This is a genomic window from uncultured Psychrosphaera sp., assembly GCF_947500655.1.
GTDB lineage: Bacteria > Pseudomonadota > Gammaproteobacteria > Enterobacterales > Alteromonadaceae > Psychrosphaera.
The window spans coordinates 1-16,551 of sequence record NZ_CANMSK010000028.1 but is presented as its reverse complement, the minus strand read 5'-3'; the positions used below and the strand labels follow the sequence as shown (position 1 = coordinate 16,551).

The 16,551-nt window shown below is 35.1% G+C and carries 17 protein-coding genes; 2 read left to right on the top strand and 15 right to left on the bottom strand.

All coding sequences use genetic code 11. The features are described from left to right. Window positions 1–150 precede the first annotated feature (150 nt). From Q0940_RS16645 to Q0940_RS16630, 4 genes are all read right to left on the bottom strand, one after another. Window positions 151–603 (bottom strand): DUF2919 family protein, encoded by a 453-nt coding sequence (locus tag Q0940_RS16645; RefSeq protein WP_299271013.1) that lies wholly within the window; start codon window positions 601–603, stop codon window positions 151–153. A gap of 148 nt (window positions 604–751) precedes the next feature. After that, window positions 752–1,561, bottom strand: a complete 810-nt coding sequence (locus Q0940_RS16640) for a flagellin (RefSeq protein ID WP_299271011.1) — start codon at window positions 1,559–1,561, stop codon at window positions 752–754. Window positions 1,562–1,665: 104 nt separating this feature from the next. Beyond that, window positions 1,666–3,438, bottom strand: a complete 1,773-nt coding sequence (locus Q0940_RS16635) for a flagellinolysin (RefSeq protein ID WP_299271009.1) — start codon at window positions 3,436–3,438, stop codon at window positions 1,666–1,668. A 263-nt stretch (window positions 3,439–3,701) separates the two neighbouring features. Then, the gene (locus tag Q0940_RS16630; protein WP_299271007.1) at window positions 3,702–4,460 is read right to left on the bottom strand and encodes a Stf0 family sulfotransferase; all 759 of its coding nucleotides are present in this window, start codon (window positions 4,458–4,460) and stop codon (window positions 3,702–3,704) included. 472 nt (window positions 4,461–4,932) lie between these two features. On the opposite strand from Q0940_RS16630, the gene Q0940_RS16625 reads away from it, so the two are divergent. Continuing rightward, window positions 4,933–6,060: a DegT/DnrJ/EryC1/StrS family aminotransferase gene (locus Q0940_RS16625; protein ID WP_299271005.1), complete on the top strand. Its 1,128-nt coding sequence runs from the start codon at window positions 4,933–4,935 to the stop codon at window positions 6,058–6,060. Between the two features lie 4 nt (window positions 6,061–6,064). Then, window positions 6,065–6,769: a WbqC family protein gene (locus Q0940_RS16620; protein ID WP_299271003.1), complete on the top strand. Its 705-nt coding sequence runs from the start codon at window positions 6,065–6,067 to the stop codon at window positions 6,767–6,769. A gap of 29 nt (window positions 6,770–6,798) precedes the next feature. Here the strand turns inward: Q0940_RS16620 and Q0940_RS16615 are convergent, their stop codons facing one another. From Q0940_RS16615 to Q0940_RS16565, 11 genes are all read right to left on the bottom strand, one after another. Beyond that, window positions 6,799–7,542 carry a class I SAM-dependent methyltransferase gene (locus tag Q0940_RS16615; RefSeq protein WP_299271002.1) on the bottom strand — a complete coding sequence of 248 codons (744 nt, stop codon included), beginning with the start codon at window positions 7,540–7,542 and terminating at the stop codon, window positions 6,799–6,801. Continuing rightward, a complete protein-coding gene (locus tag Q0940_RS16610; protein ID WP_299271001.1) occupies window positions 7,542–8,498 on the bottom strand; it encodes a hypothetical protein in 957 nt (318 codons plus the stop codon). The genes Q0940_RS16615 and Q0940_RS16610 overlap by 1 nt, the downstream gene beginning before the upstream one ends. After that, a complete protein-coding gene (locus Q0940_RS16605) occupies window positions 8,495–9,466 on the bottom strand; it encodes a hypothetical protein (protein ID WP_299270999.1) in 972 nt (323 codons plus the stop codon). The genes Q0940_RS16610 and Q0940_RS16605 overlap by 4 nt, the downstream gene beginning before the upstream one ends. A 9-nt stretch (window positions 9,467–9,475) precedes the next feature. After that, complete coding sequence (locus Q0940_RS16600; RefSeq protein ID WP_299270997.1) at window positions 9,476–10,762, bottom strand: ATP-grasp domain-containing protein; 1,287 nt, start codon at window positions 10,760–10,762, stop codon at window positions 9,476–9,478. A 1-nt stretch (window position 10,763) separates the two neighbouring features. Next, on the bottom strand, window positions 10,764–11,495 hold the full coding sequence (locus tag Q0940_RS16595) for a class I SAM-dependent methyltransferase (RefSeq protein ID WP_299270995.1): 732 nt from the start codon (window positions 11,493–11,495) through the stop codon (window positions 10,764–10,766). A gap of 13 nt (window positions 11,496–11,508) precedes the next feature. Then, window positions 11,509–13,341 carry a hypothetical protein gene (locus tag Q0940_RS16590; RefSeq protein ID WP_299270993.1) on the bottom strand — a complete coding sequence of 611 codons (1,833 nt, stop codon included), beginning with the start codon at window positions 13,339–13,341 and terminating at the stop codon, window positions 11,509–11,511. Between the two features lie 69 nt (window positions 13,342–13,410). Continuing rightward, entirely contained in the window at window positions 13,411–13,785 is a 375-nt protein-coding gene (fliS, locus tag Q0940_RS16585) for a flagellar export chaperone FliS (RefSeq protein ID WP_299270991.1), read from the bottom strand. Window positions 13,786–13,796: 11 nt separating this feature from the next. Beyond that, the gene (locus Q0940_RS16580; protein ID WP_299270989.1) at window positions 13,797–14,078 is read right to left on the bottom strand and encodes a hypothetical protein; all 282 of its coding nucleotides are present in this window, start codon (window positions 14,076–14,078) and stop codon (window positions 13,797–13,799) included. Then, a complete protein-coding gene (gene fliD, locus Q0940_RS16575; protein ID WP_299270988.1) occupies window positions 14,078–15,841 on the bottom strand; it encodes a flagellar filament capping protein FliD in 1,764 nt (587 codons plus the stop codon). Before fliD ends, Q0940_RS16580 begins: the two co-directional genes overlap by 1 nt. A 36-nt stretch (window positions 15,842–15,877) precedes the next feature. After that, complete coding sequence (locus Q0940_RS16570) at window positions 15,878–16,324, bottom strand: flagellar protein FlaG (protein ID WP_299270987.1); 447 nt, start codon at window positions 16,322–16,324, stop codon at window positions 15,878–15,880. A gap of 140 nt (window positions 16,325–16,464) precedes the next feature. Next, complete coding sequence (locus Q0940_RS16565) at window positions 16,465–16,542, bottom strand: flagellin (protein ID WP_299271014.1); 78 nt, start codon at window positions 16,540–16,542, stop codon at window positions 16,465–16,467. Window positions 16,543–16,551: the final 9 nt, after the last annotated feature.

Below are 16,551 nucleotides of genomic sequence, written 5' to 3'. Positions count from 1 at the left end.
ATCGCTTTATCGCTTTATCGCTTTATCGCTTTATCGCTTTATCGCTTTATCGCTTTATCGCTTTATCGCTTTATCGCCTTACAACCTTACAGCCTTTCAGCCTTACAGCCTTACAGCCTTACCGCCTTACGGCTTTATCGCCTTTCAGCTTTATAACAACCAATGTCTGAAAAAACGTTTTAGTCTTTGCGATTGCAACCAATACCAAAACAAGTAACTACCTAATATAAATAATACCATCTGCATCCAATGGACCTGAGTAATATGGAATGAGACGGTATAGAACTGGATAAACAAGTCCAACAGTAATGCAGCTATCAATACTCGTCGTTGTACTCGCCAAATAGCTTTATACCAAGTTTTCCCTTTTTGTTTTTTTAATGAAAAAAGCAAAAACGTAAACAGTGCTGGCAAACCAGTTAAAATAGTTAATTTAAATAGTGAAACATTAGAGTAGATTAACCCGATTAATAAGCTGCGATCATCAGAATAAGTAAGAGAGATCACCCAAATAATAAAACCGCGTAGTAGGTAAACAATGCCTAAGTAAAATCCAATTGGAATTTTAAGACGTCCTTCAAAATCAAAATCCTGCCACTGCACTGAATACATCCACTTAAATTTAGGTAATAAAAAACCCAGTTAATTCATATAAATTAACTAGGTTTGTAACAAATAGCATCTGAAATCTCAGAATAAGGCTATTTGTTATAAAGTAATTTTAATGTAACTAAGTCTTTATAAATAAGGATTAATTCAATAAATTCAATGCTTGACCTTGAGAAACATTTGCCTGAGATTGAATTGCAGTATTAACTTGTCCCAAAATAGACGCTTGAACATTATCAGCACTTGCTTGAGCAAAGTCAGTATCTTCAATTCGGCTTTTTGCAGCTTCAGTTTGCTCATAAGTATTTGCTAAATTACTAATTGTAGATTCAATACGGTTTTGAAACGCACCTATATCTCCACGAATTGAACCAATACTTTCATTAACTTCTTGGCTAGTGGTTATCGCTGCTTGCGCACCATCTACCGTTGTAACATCAATTGTATTTAGCGCATCTACTTGTTCATTTAAAGTAGAAAAGCTTAATCCAATGGTCGTATTTGCATTTGGACCAACTTGAAATTGACTATTACTCGATTGAGTAAAAATTGATTGTCCAGCAAAGGTAGTATTTGATTGAATATCACCAACTTGATCTTGTAGTTGCAAAATCTCTTGTTGAATTGCACCTCTGTCTGCTGCACTTACCGAAGCATTAGCAGCGCGTAGTGATAATTCATTAATTCTCATGGCGGCATCATTAATACCTGACAAAGCACCTTCAGCAACAGAAGCTAAACTGTATGCATCACTTGCATTACGCATGGCAACTTGAATACCTGATGATTGACTACCCAAACGATTAGCTATTTGTAAACCTGCGGCATCGTCTTTGGCTGAGTTTATTTTTAAGCCAGTAACAAGGCGTTTCATAGACTCTTCTTGTTGCTCTTTTACTTTAGAAAAAGACGTATTCAAAGATGTCGTTGTATTGCTGCTATTAATTTTCATGCTCTACCCCATAGAATAGTTAGTGTTTGATTCTAGATTAATAGTGTCAATAACACAATTAAGTAAAATATTTGTTATAGCTAACACTTTTTAGTCAAAGTTAATTAGCCTATTAAAGCAAGAGCTAGCTCTTGCGAACGATTAGCTTGAGTTAACAATGCAATAGATGCTTGTTGCATAATCTGATACCGAGCCAACTCTGCAGTTTTAGATGCATAATCAGTATCAAGAATACGCGAACGAGCTGCGCTTTGATTTTCTACTACATTATTTAAATTATTAACCGTACTTTCTAGCCGGTTTTGTGTTGCACCTAAAAGCGAACGATGTTTATCAACAATTTTCATTGCATCATCAAGTGCAAAAATGGCAAATTGTGGCCGATTAACAATATCGACATTATCTAAACCTAACGTGGTCGTACCTATTGCGCCAAAGTTCACTTGCATGGTTTGATTGGCATTCGCCCCAATTTGAAACGTATGTAATCGGCCACCAGCACTAGTAACATTTAACTCATAATCTTGTAGTGCAACATCGCCACGATTACTATCAAGCCAATTTGACGTCACTGAAAAATCAGTTTGGTCACTGTCGTTATCATTTAAAATGATACTTTCTGTAAAACCACGAGTACCACTTCTATCGCCACTACCGTAACCTGTCATCACATTTTCGCGAGTAAAGCCATTATTGGCATCTTCTCCGCCGAGTGCACCATTATCTTTATTGGTTGAGTCCATTTCTTCGGCCATGAACTCTTCCATACGGCTGCCATAAGTAGCAGTGTCGTATGCTGTTCCAGTTAATGAAGCTCTAAAATCAGCTTCACTTGACCAACTTCCATTTGATGCTGTATTTAATGCATCATCAAACGTTGCCCCACCGGCTAACGTTTGCATTAAATCTTTTAAGCCATCACTGCCTAATGTGTATTCCATATAGCGCATTGCAACAAAACCGCCGCCATAAGCACCTAACTGATCCGTTACCGTTGTTGAAGCACCTTGGCTATTAAATGCAGCTAAAACCGCAGCACTGGTACTTCCTTCAATTTGATCATCACCACCACGTAGTACTTCAGCAGAGCCTTCTTTAAACCAAGCTGGCATATTATTAAAATCATCCATAGTCGACACCATAGTGGCGTGTACCATTTCATGTAAAACAATCTCATCTAACTGAACGCCACCGTACTTATCCAATCCATTATGGATGCTATTGATGTCAGAAAATTCAGCTAAATCAATAGTTAAAGTTACTCTTTTTACACCACCTACCGTGGCATTTGAAACCCAAGCTAATGTGCCGTCATCGGCATCACGTTCTAAGTCTAACTTAAGCTCGCCTTGTCCAGTAATACCAAAGTATTGTTCTATTATTTTTTCCGACTCACCTAACCAAGTACTTTGTAATCCGCTGACCATCTCTCTCTCGAACTCATCAGGGATTGATGTACCATTTGTTTCATACAGTCTTTGACCCGCAAATGTTGTGGCTTCATTTATCCGGTTAATCTCTGTTTGTAATTCTAAATATTCATCATTCAGTGCTTTTCTATCAACAACACCGTTAGTGGCATTGGCAGCTTGAAGTGCAATCTCGCGCATTCTTTGTAAATTGTTGGTCACTTCCTGCATGGCGCCTTCTGCCACTTGCATCATGGAAACACTGTCATTAGCGTTTCTAATAGCAACTTTCATACCATTGACTTGTGATGTTATACGAGTGGATATCTGCAACCCCGCTGCATCATCAGCTGCCGAATTAATACGATAACCAGACGAGAGTTGGCTGTAGATATTAGTCAACGCAATATTGCTCTTACGAAACAATCCCGTTAACTGCAACGAACTCGTATTGGTATTAATAATCACAATTATATGACCACAAAAAACAGTATTTCATTTGACGATAGCGGCAAGATCTTGCCACCCTTTAGCTTTTTTTTGCACAAAAATAGGTGTTTTTTATAACCTACTGATACATATGAATATATTTATTACATCCTTTAACGCTTTAAAATAAAGGACTTGTGACTTAGGAATTCTAATATGGCATTGTTGGCGGGAATATAATCGACTTGAATCAGAATGTGGCGGCAATAGTTGCCATCACAAACAACAAGCGGTAGTTGAAGTTACAGTAAATGTTGAGTGTGGCCGATAAGATCCGTAAATTCAGTTTTCCAAACATCTGATTTTTTATCCGACTGTATTCTTTGATCTGTTTTTAAATCTATCGAGCCAGTAATTTTTACACCTAATTTATTTAACGGTTCGATGAAAAACTCTTTGTTACTTAAATCGCTAAACTCTTCATAACAGTATTCAAAATCGCAAGATGATTTTAAATTTTCAACATAATATTCATGAGAAGCAACAATATGCGACAACGAATTAGCAATCTTAGTTAATGGGGGTGTACCAGGAAGTGGATGTTTAGCTTTAGAAGATGCAGACCATTTATCTGTAATTTGTGCTTTAGTTAGGGAAACCGCTTGCGCAATTTTATTATTTCGACTCAAGTAGACTACACAATTAAAGCCTAGCTGCATTATATTTAATTTATTATTAATTAGACTTAGGTACTGTTCGATATGTGCATTTACAGCAAACACTCCAGTATCTCCACTGGTTTTTCGTTTTATGAAATTAAAATACTCTTGAAAGTCTACATTTTTAAGACCCTTTAATTCTGCATAAGCAGATATATATCTCATATTAAACCATTCTGTACATTCACCTATTAGATTTAAACTAGACAAAACATCACAATATAATGACGAACCGCTTCTCGGAGTTGAAAGGATTAAAATTGATTTAGTAACTGGTGTACCGTCTGGTGTTGCATCCAACCTTTTAAATAGGTTCAGCAGTTGCTTCTCGGTTGTTTCCATTATTATATTCCTTACCTTTATACTGAGTAGCTAAATTCACTGAGTAATGCTAATTGTTATGTGAACTTTTTACTACTCTACAATTAAACATACAGTACTAAAACAACACTCTTATTTAAAGGTAAAGTATACTTATAATCATATATCCCAACGTTTAAATTTAATTACCTACTATTCAGAACATTACAGGGAGCAAGCCTTGAACTTACCTAGATAATTAACCACATCTCCCAAGGTTGTCGATAACTTAAATATGAATAAGGAAACTAGGGTTCATGATAATACATAGGAACTATGGGGATTAATAATCTAATATATAACTACTCTAATAATCTGGTATATTATTTGCGTAGTTATATTGTAAATGCAGTGGCATTTAAGCAAGCTGTTATAAATGGTTAGGTCAGAAAATTAAGTACTTAACTATATCATTTCACTCATATACTCTTAACACCTATATCAAGGAGGTGCTATGCAACAATCGAAAGTAGTTCAATTACCGTTAACACCTCCTGAGCATAAAGTCTTGGTAACCCAGCCTTATGTACCATCACTCGATAAATACATGCATTACGTTGAAAAAGCCTTTGATGCTAAATGGCTAACAAACGATGGTCCTTTATTAAAAGAATTAACTGACAGACTTAAAGACTACCTTGGTGTTAAGTATTTGTTACTTGTTAGTAATGGCACAGCCGCTTTACAGTTAGCTTATAAAATAAAGAATCTATCCGGTAAAAACGTAATCTCAACGCCATTTACTTTTCCAGCCACAACGACGGCATTAGAGTGGCAAAACGCGAATGTTATATTAAGTGATATTGACCGCAACAGTTGGAACCTAGACCCTCACGCTATTGAACAACGACTAACCAAATCTGATATTAGTGCCATAGTGCCAGTGAATATATTTGGAATGCCTTGTGACATGGAGGCGTTTGATAAGTTAGGGAAAGCGCACAATATTCCAATTATTTATGACTCAGCACAATCTATGTTGGCAAAATACAATGGTAAAAGCGTTTTACAATATGGTGATATTCATTGCATGAGCTTTCATGCAACTAAACTATTCCATACCGTAGAAGGTGGTGCTCTTACCTTTAACAATAAAGAAGATTACGAACGAGCACAGCGTTTAATAAACTTTGGTATTGGTGAAAACGGCGTAGTGGAAGAGCCTGGCATCAACGCAAAAATGAGTGAACTACATGCAGCTATGGGCTTATGTATTTTAGATGATTTACCTATGCTAATTGAAAATAGAGAAGAGTCTGTTGCCCTATACAGCAATAAATTGGCCGACGTTATTACTTTTCAAAAAAGTAAAAACGATATATATACTCCACCTATGTATATGCCGATAAAATTTGAAAGCGAAGATGCGTTATTAAGTACACTTACTCAACTAGATCAACACGGCTACACAAGTCGCCGCTACTTTTATCCTAAAAACCACGAGTTCTTACAAAGAAAAACACCACCTTTATTGCCAGTCAGTGACACTATATCTAATAAAATATTATGCTTACCTTTGATGCATAATTTAGATAAAGAGCACATTTATAAGATTACTAACATTGTTAAGCGGAGTATGTAACTCAATGAGAGTAGCAATAATGCAACCTTATTTCTTTCCTTACATTGGCTATTTTCAACTTTTAAATGCGGTGGATACTTTTGTTATTTATGACGATATAGAGTATACAAAAAAAGGATGGATAAACAGGAATCGTTTACAGCTTAATGGCAAAGAGTTTATGTTCACATTACCATTAAAAAAAGCATCTGATTATCTTCCAGTCAATCAACGTGAACTTGCTAATAGTTGGGTAAAAGATAAAAATAAACTACTAAATAAAGTATCATCTACTTATCAAAATGCACCTTATTTTGAAACAGTGTGGCCATTAGTCGTTAATATATTCAATTGTACACACATCAATCTATTCGACTTTATATTAAATTCTATTACTGAACTTACAAAATGGTTCAATATACAAACTAACTTAGTAGTTAGCTCGTCGCTAAAGTATAACTCTGAGCTTAAAGCTCAGGATAAAGTCATAAATTTATGCCAAGCTTTAAATACTACTGAATACATCAACCCAATTGGCGGGCTAGAGCTTTATAACAAACAAGACTTTATTAATAATCATCTTAAGCTAACGTTTATAAATCCAATACTAAAAAGCTACAGCCAATCCGCAACACCTTTTTTATCACACTTATCAATATTAGATGTGATCATGTATAACAGTCATGAAGAAGTTAAGAGGATCATAAACGAAGACTTTGAGCTACTTTAGCTAAATTGAGAGCTCCGAATATTAAAAACTTACCGTTTTCCTTTTTTACACAATAAAAAGATACTAGAGCACAAATCAGGATATTGTTGACCTAACTTAAAACAACCATCTAAATACTCTGGCGAAACAATGTCCGTTTGTAATAACTTATCCCATTGAAAGTTCGCTAACGCCTTGAAAAATATACCACTACGGTGAACAACCTCTAACCCAGCTTTAGTTGCATCCTTCTCTAATGTATCAAGTGAGTATGTAATTCTATGTCCATGCTCTTCTTCTGCTGGGGTGACTGCTGAGTTATGACTTATAATTCCCATTTTCACAGCAATTTGTCTAGAAGGTGCATTAGCATTGGGGCAAACTAAAAAGAAATACCCGTCGTCTGTTAACCACTCATCATTAACTCTTTTTAATATAGCCACGGGATCATCGACATGCTCAAGGACATGAGTCATCACTATATTTTCATACTTTTTATCCAGCTGGACTTGCTCAAAAGTACCTAGGTAAAACCGTGCATGTGGAGTCTTAATTTTAGCCACATCTATTGCTTTACTCGATGCTTCCACACAAGATATATCGTTAAAGTGCTTAGCTAAACGCTCTGTAAATCGACCTTCATAACAGCCGAGTTCTAACATATTCCCTGGCAATTTTAAGTATGGTATAAACGCTTTATACATATACTTATGTAGCACATCATAATCGAATGTGTATGCATATTTAGCATCTTTTTTATCTGAGCTCTCTACATTATAATCTCTGTTAGACATTACTTTTCTCCTATTAATTCAGCAACACCAAACCCATTTTTACCAAACTCATTTCCGTTGTAGAGCATATAAACTCTATGATTTATTGTGATGATATTTGGGTAACACATCATTTCTGAATCCCAGCCTTGTTTAGAGAGATCTATCCCCGATAATCTATCATCTCTAACCCAGTCGACTAAATTATCAGAGTAGGCATATCCAATCTTATACCCACAGTCTTTATTTCGTCTAAAATCAAACGCACTTCGATAACAAAAGTACATATGAAACTGGTCTTTATGTTGGAAAATAGTCGGCATCGCTTGGCATTCACTTTCTAACATTCTATCGTCAATAATAGGGCTACTCTCTCTTTTCCAATTAACTCCATCCGCTGAGGTTGCGTGAGTAATTTTATATACACGTTCATTTTCTAAAGTATCAGCTTTAGTTAGCCATTTCACTCCATAAATGTACCACATATGGAATACTTTTTTGTGTTGTAACACAAACGGATCCCCAATTAGAAATGGTTCATGTAAACAGGCTCCAAGTATTGGACCATCACCTAACCTTTCGAAACTATCTCCATTATCTTGGCTTACAACTAACCCTATACTCGCATCAGCTGAAACTGACACTTTACGGTTCCAACCTGTTGTATAGCCATATATTTTATTGTTTATAATAAAAGGATGAAACGGAAAAATACCATGTTCATCAAATGTACCAGAAGTACCTAAAGGCAAAATCGTTTTTTTGTTAATATGTAATACAGAAGAAAAAGTTTTATCAAAATCAACATAACTTACATGGCTCAAGTATTTATTATGCATATCTAATTCTCGAGTCGAAAAATAGACTCTAACTCTATCATCAAGCTCTATAGCTTGAGGACCTTGCGCAAACCCCATACAATGTGAAGGTATATTATTTACCGGAGAAAATATCTTACCTTTTTTAAGCCACTTCATTTTTTTCTCACTAACTCACAGACTCCAAAACCACGAAGCCCCATTTGATTTCCTTGATAAAACATTAACACTCGATTATCGAGCTGCAAAATATTCGGGTAACTAACCATCTGAGAATCCCAATCATCACTAACAGCAGAAACATCAAAATTAGCAATAGAATCATCCCGTTCCCAATTAAATAAATTAGAAGAGCTTGCATAACCGATCCGATAACCACCTTTTGAATTTTTATATTCTGTATGATTTCTATATGAGAAAAACATATGGAATTTACCATCAAAAAAACTCACATCTGGACACGCCTGACATTCAAGTTCACCTATTTTATCAACTATTAAATCTGTGTTAAATTTATTCCAATTGATACCATCATTCGAACTTGCAGCTCTAATTTTATATATAGGCTCTAATTTGTTTGAATCAGACTCGATCCAAACTTTCCCTGCAACATAAAATAAATACCAAACCCCGTTAAATATCTTTACTCTAGGGCTCCCCATCATAAAAGGTTCGTGCAATGAATAAGGGATAACAGGTCCAGCACCTAATCGCTCAAAAGAATTGCCACCATCCGTAGATGCTACGATACCAATTGCACCATTAATTGGTACTGATTCACATCGAGTCCAACCGGCATAGTAAAGGTTAACTTCGTCTTCATTCAATTTAATAGCACTAACAGGATTAGTCCCGAACTCATCAAAAGTGCCCACACCACCCAGATCAATTAATGGTTCTGGTGAAATGTTTACGATCTTTGTAGGATCATCTTTTGTTACATCAAGATAACCAATGTAACTAACATATGACTTTTTATCATTTGGTTTTGGCCGCGTACAAAAGTAAATACGAATTAAACCCTTATAGAGGATAGCACTAGGAGATTGTGCAAATTCCTGCATCCACAGAGGTGTATTATACTTATCAGGGACAAATACTTGCCCTAACCTTTTCCATTTAAACATGTATTTTTCTTATTTTATTAAACATTCAACAGCATCAACATCAAAAACAGGTATTTTTAACTTTTCACTAACATTTAATCGGTCAGGAAAGTAATTATCGATGAAAATTGCATTATCAGGTTTAATGAAATCCACTTTATCCTCAGAATTTGATAAGTGAATAATTTCATTAAATAGATATTTAGAAATAGCTAATTCATTTAATGTCTGACTTAAATTGTATCTATGCTTTGTAATTAAAATTATAGATTTTCCTGCATTTTTTTCTTGATATAAATAGGCCATAATTTGAGGATTAACCATACCATCAGCAATCAACGTTTCATCTAAATCTATGTAAATTTTATTATATTCTACTTTAACCTTAAATCTATTCCCCAAATAGCGATCTAAACTAACATTATGCTTATTATTGATTATTGATACAGAAATTCCCTGAGCATTAAAAAGAGACAAAAGTGCAAAATTAACTCCATTAGCGCGGTACAGCCCCATAGTGCTAGCCTGTCTAGTAGCGACTTCCAATAGTTTCCAACGATCATTTACATCTTTTTTTATTTGAAAAAACCAAGCTCCGTTAGGCTGAAGTTCAGAGTTAATTATATTCGCTATATAATTGATATTCTCTGTTAATGGTACAGACTCAGAACGAAAAGAGATGCCTATTTTAACGCGCTCCCTTGTTCTAGGTCCGATAAAAACTAAGTCCCCATTGAAGTCTGTAAAACAATCGACACTATATTCTTTTCCTGGTAAGAATTCGCATAATACAGAACTGTCGGCAAGTTCTGTATAGTTAGATAGCTCAACCTCATTACGAATAAGGGAATTCCCTTTTCCTCCTTGAGAGTCTGTAGGCTTTAAATATACGGGATAGTTTAATTTTTGAGTAAAGTTAAATACTTGAGGGCAAAAGTCATATTTTTTAAATACATCATACGTAATATTCTTAAACCGAGCTATTTCATTGGCTTGCTCACTAGACGTTACTATTTCAGCATTAATTTTATGGCGGACTGTTGCTAAAAAATAGCTAATTGAGTCATGCGTTGGGATCACAAATTTAATGTTCCAACGTGTGAGTAATTCATTGAAACGGTCTACAAATTTTACGTCATCTATAAACAAATCAGATTCAAAATAATAGTTTTCTTGATACATATAGCTGGCGTGATCACTCTTCCCTGATGCTCCAAACAACTCAAAATGGTGGTTATATTTTAGAGAGTTGAAAATTTCAATCCCTATTTCTGAACCCGCTGGAAATATTAAAACATTCTTTTTGGTTAAATCCACCTTACTTACCTTGCACTTCTGCCAAAATCCCACAACAGAGCTCTGGATAATTTTTTCCAACTTTACATAAAGCATCAAGGACAGTATTTGATAAGTCTAATTTCAACATCTGACTTGTTGTTAATGGCTTTAAATATAGTCCTTCTAAGGCAGAAACTTCATAACCTGCGGATTTTATATCAGTTTGTAAACTAGATACCGTGTAATACCTTTTGTGACCTAAAATATGATCATGTGATGAAAGCAATTCAATATCATCTAATAAACCTGCTTCTAACCCTATTCTTCGATTTAACACTTCAGCATTAGGTACAGCAATGTATAGCTTACCTTCGGGTTTTAAATGTTTTTTATACTGCTTTAAAATAGCAACAGGATCATCAACATGTTCTAAAATAAATCCCATTATTATCACATCGAACTTTTCGTCTGTTTCAAAACTTTCAAAATAAGTTTCTATAATCTCCCCTTCGAACTCTGGAGATTCATCCACAAATTTATTTATAATGGCTGCAGAACCATCCAAAACAACGTGTCTTTCAAAAACATTATTAAATAATTTTGTAGTTATCCCATGCCCTAAACCTAGTTCTAATAATGAGCCTTTTTTTAGACCATTTAACATAGACAAAACTCTTATAGGGTAGAAGTTTAATAAAATATTATTATCAAAGTCATAAATATTATTCCCTTGGTAGGCAATTAAATAATCATCTAAATTTTCACTTTCCATTTTATCTCCTAATTTAATTTAATGTACTTTTAATTGCATCTGCAACCCGAAAATCATATTCAACAAACTTCTCGCAATCCAACATTAAATTAGCAACCTCTTCACTTCCTAGCTTTTCTTTAATAGGCTGTAATAAACTAGGATCTAAAACCCAGTCTAACGCTCGCTTTTCTAGTTCGGTAATATCCTTACAATATCCATCCAATATGCCAACACTTTTCCAAATTTGATAATCGGTTAAACCACATAAATCGCTTTCATCCTGTATAAATAATTTAGGTACTCTTAACCTTATTAAATCTATATTACTATTTGATCCACCAAAAGGTATTGTGGGTAGTGCAAAATTACAATTACCAACAACATTCATGTAATCATTATAATTAGTAAATGGGTGGACAATACAAGATGGCATAAAACGACGTAAAAAAGACATTGTCGAAAAATAATCTAAGTCTTGTTTTGGGTGAGACATAAACAAGTGAAACTCCAAATTTTTATCCGACTTTTCTATTAAACGATTACATATTCTAACAAGTTCAGTTGTTATTTTTTGCACTACACCATTTATTATAATTTTTACTGTATCTTCTTTAGGTAAAAGATTTAAGGTATAAGGAACCATTCTTGCTGGTGTAAAATTGGATTTATAAGGCAAAAAATTTTCGGTAAGGATTTTTTTCATTACTGATTTTGGTACGAAGTCTTCCCAAAGCATATAATCAATTGTGTCCATATAACTACTTGATGGATGGCCACCACAAACTATTTGAATAGGCGCTAATCGCTGAGTAGCGATAAATGGTGCAAACATTGACATACCAATGGAAGCAAATACAACGATATCCGGCTTTTCCTTTAGTATTGCTTCAATAAAGCCTACCACGTCATACTTATCTTCTATTCCAATAAAGTGATGCGCATCTTTTCTTCCTACTTCATCCACACATGAATTTAAACCTATAGCTGTGACATTAAAATCAGGTAGAAACGCCTTAAATGAGCCATGCCAACAACGATACATTGCATGATTTTCAGTATAGTGCTCATGGATTAGAACCATTTTAGGTTTGTCTTTATTAGGCACAGTCTTAACTTCGTTTTTTATCTTATATTTAAGTTTTTTATGTAGGTTGTCCTCCATGTATTTATTTAAAGACTTCACTACCCACTGTTTTATAAAGTATTTATTTTTTCCGTTAAGATTACTACAATTGAAAAGTGTTGAGATAAGTGGTGATAAGTTAGCAACATTTGATGATTTAACGACTGGAGCATAACTGGCGGCTTCAATAAGTCTTGCAATCGAATTATGAGCCCTTTCACTAAGCTGAACATTAATAGATCTTATTAAGCCGGAATACGCCAAAATAGAGTGTTCAGGTAAATGTTTAAACATTACATCCCAAGGGATCTCTAATGATGATTCATTTGTTATAACAAACAACAACTTTTGTAACTCAACAGGCGTGTATTCGGTTTTCCCCATTAAACCAAGGTTAGTTAAGATATGATCCGTTGAGTGATAAGAACTTGCTGAAAATAAGTTGCCGAGGAACATTTTTTGTAAACAAATAAAAGCATATGTATTGTCGCTTGGTTTATAACTCTTATCAGAAAACCACATAGTAATTAATACGGCTAATTTTTCAATAACTTGGTAGCTTTCAAGCTCTTTTTGCTCTTTTGTCAATGTTCTATCAAATGGAGCTACAACTAGCTCAATCTTATTCTCCACCGACTGACGTATTAATAGTGTTAGGGATTCTTCAGCATCTACATAATTTTTAGATACAATGGCATATTCTAACTCTTCTATTGACGTATTCTTTTTTTCTGAATTCACTTTTATTTTATCCATAAAAAAACAGGCTTATGCCTGTTTTATACAATACTTATACCAATAGTAAAGGATTTATTCGTCGCCGATTTGATCCCAACCGTCTTTAACAGTTTTGATTAGGCTTATCACTTCATCTACTTTCTTATGGTCTCTTTCAATATTAGCTTGTACCAATTGAAGTTGCATATAATCGTAAAGTGAATTGAGATTTTCTGAAATCTCGCCGCCTTTTTCCATATCCAAAGCACAGTTTAACGCTAATATAATATCAATCGCATTTGATAATGTATCATGATATCCGCCTTTTTTGTTTTCCATCATGGCTGAAACTTTTATCAGCCTATCAATGGCACCAGCCATTAAAAGTTGAATAACCTTGTGCGGCGAAGCATCAGTTAACTGAGTTTGCGCATTCATGTGTGTATACATTTTTATTGCACTACGCATAAATAATTACCTTAATAAGAAGTGAGATATTTTTTAATTTTCTTGCCGTTATTCTTTATATCGGCCAATTCACCTTTTACTTTTGCTTTTAATTGAATTATTTGTAATTCCCAGCTTTTCTGTAGTTGTAGGCAAGTTTGAATTATGACTTTTTTAGTATTTAGGTCTTCTTCTTGCTCGATTAACAATCGGCAAGTATTATCAAATGATTCTAATACTTGCTGAATACGTTCAACCTCTGCGCTTTCTAACGCAGATTTAAAGTCTTGTTTTAAATTATCGAGTTCAACCATTAACTACTACTCACTACACCAGGTAAGTTATCTAATGCCGACGTTAAATAATCGCCAGTTGAATTTAAATTCGCAACCAATAAATCCATTGCATTAAACTGAGTTAATAAACGAGATTCTAACGCAACCATTTTCTCTGAGAATTCTTCTCTATCAATTGCAAATCTATCTAACGAGCTTTTATAGCTGTCTATTTTAGACTGGATGACACCTGTGCCCCCGGTATACCCTGATAAAGTTTCACTCAATTTCCCCATAATACTATCATCACCAACAAATAAGGATTTAACTTCATCAAAGTTGTCGGCTACTACACTTGCCATTACAGTTTCGTCTACTTCTAACAAACCTTCATCATTAGTTGTCATACCTAAACTGATCAGGCTATTAACACCACCGGTCGAATCTATTGTCTCACTTAACACATCGCGGACTTGAGAGCTTAAGTTTCTTAATAATGACTCACCGACCAAACTACCAACAATACCAGAGTCGACATTAACTCGGCCAAGTGACAGGGTTGTTTCTAAAAAGGTATTATAAGCCGCTGCAAAAGTTGCGAGAGCAGCTCCAACTTTAGACGTATCTTGAGAAATTGTTATCGTATTTGTCTCACCTGGGTCATTGACTGTTGTTGCTGTAATCGTCACACCTTCAATAGCATCGCTGAATACGTTACTACTTTGGGTAACGGTTAAAGAGCCATCAATTACTATTACGGCATCCGTTGCAGCTTGAGTTTCTGACATATTAGACGTAGAAGTAGCATCTACACCACCTTTAGTCGCAGCGTCAGTAGTAGGGTCAAAAGCAAATACTGAAATTCCTGAGTCGTCTGTATCATCACCATCACTATCAGCAGCTGTTACCGTTAACGTACTGCCGGTCCCCGCATCTAAATGTAACTGTTGGTTACCATCACCATCGGTAACTATAGATGCAGTCACACTTACACCTGCAGTTCCAGCGTCTGTATTAATTTGATCTCGCAGTTCTTCTAGCGTTAAACCGTCTGTAACCGTACTAAATGAAGTCCCATCAACATCTAATGTTAAGGTACCATCGCCGACTAAATCAGTAGCATCGCTAAAAGAGCCGACTTGAGCCGTTGCGCCTGAGTCATCTACTGTACTCGAAGAAAACACAAATGCTGACAATCCTGCTGCATCAGTATTGTTTCCATCATCATCTGATGCCGTTATTGAGATAGCGTTATCTATACCTACTTCTTTGGAAGTTAGGATTAAATGCTGTCCATCATCATCGGTTATAATTGATGCAAATAAACCAGGATTATCAATTGCATCGTTTATCATATCTTTCATGTCTGAAATAGTTTCAGTACCGTCAAATGTAAGTTCCATATCAATGTCATTAACAGAAATTGTTATGCTACCAGAGCCGACAGTTTCATCTTCCGCAAAAGCTGATGAGGCAAGTTTTTGCCCTTGGGCTAAAGATTGTACTTCTATAGAGTAGCTAGCAGCGACCGCGTCTGAGTCAACCGTGGTTGAATAATTAGTACTAGTACCTGATACGGTATTAGCTTGAAATAATTCTTCAGAGTTTAATGCAGCGGCTGCATCTTCAAATGCGGCTGCAGCACTGACAAGGCTACCTAAAGATGTAATTTTCTCGGTTGCGATCTCTTCTTTTGCTGTAATTCGAGTCTCATATGGGTCTTGTTCTGACGCAACTAAGCTTGAAACTATAGATGATACATCTAAGCCTGAACCTATACCTGTGGATGTTAGCGTTGCCATTATGATTACCTCAAATTAAAATATTAAACGTGACGATTATACTTCTGTCGTGATTATTTTACCGGAACTATTTGCTACATCAGCTAAATCTGATAAATTTCTAGCTAACCTTAATACTTCTTCTGATGGAATTTGACGAATAACATCGCCGCTTAATTTATCAGAAACAGTAACCACATGTCGACCAGAGTCATCATCAACACGAAACTCTAACTGTTTATCTATTAAATTAACAAACTCCTGCAACTTTGACGCCACTTTCTCTATTGCTTTTTGCTCTTCTGCGTCGTCTAACTCTTTAGCGGCTGACTGCTTTTCAACTTGAGCTTCAATAAGCGATTTTTCAACTTGTTTTTGTTCAACCTGAATTTCAGAATTTTGTTTTGTTTGTACATCTTTATTTTGAGGCTTATCAGGTTTATTGCTTACTAATTCAGCCCCGACTAAATTAGTAAAACCTGTTGGAGAAATTAATTCACTCATTCTACCACCCTCCTAAACTTTAAAACCAACACCATTAAAAATGATGTTGGTTCTAAATTCAACGATTAATATAGCCTAGTATTTTCTAGGCTATTGAACCTATTAATCTATTAATCTATTAACCTTAATCAACTAACTTATTAACCTAACAAGCTTAATGCTGCTTGAGGTAATTGGTTAGCTTGCGCTAAAATTGATGTACCTGCTTGTTGTAAGATTTGATTCTT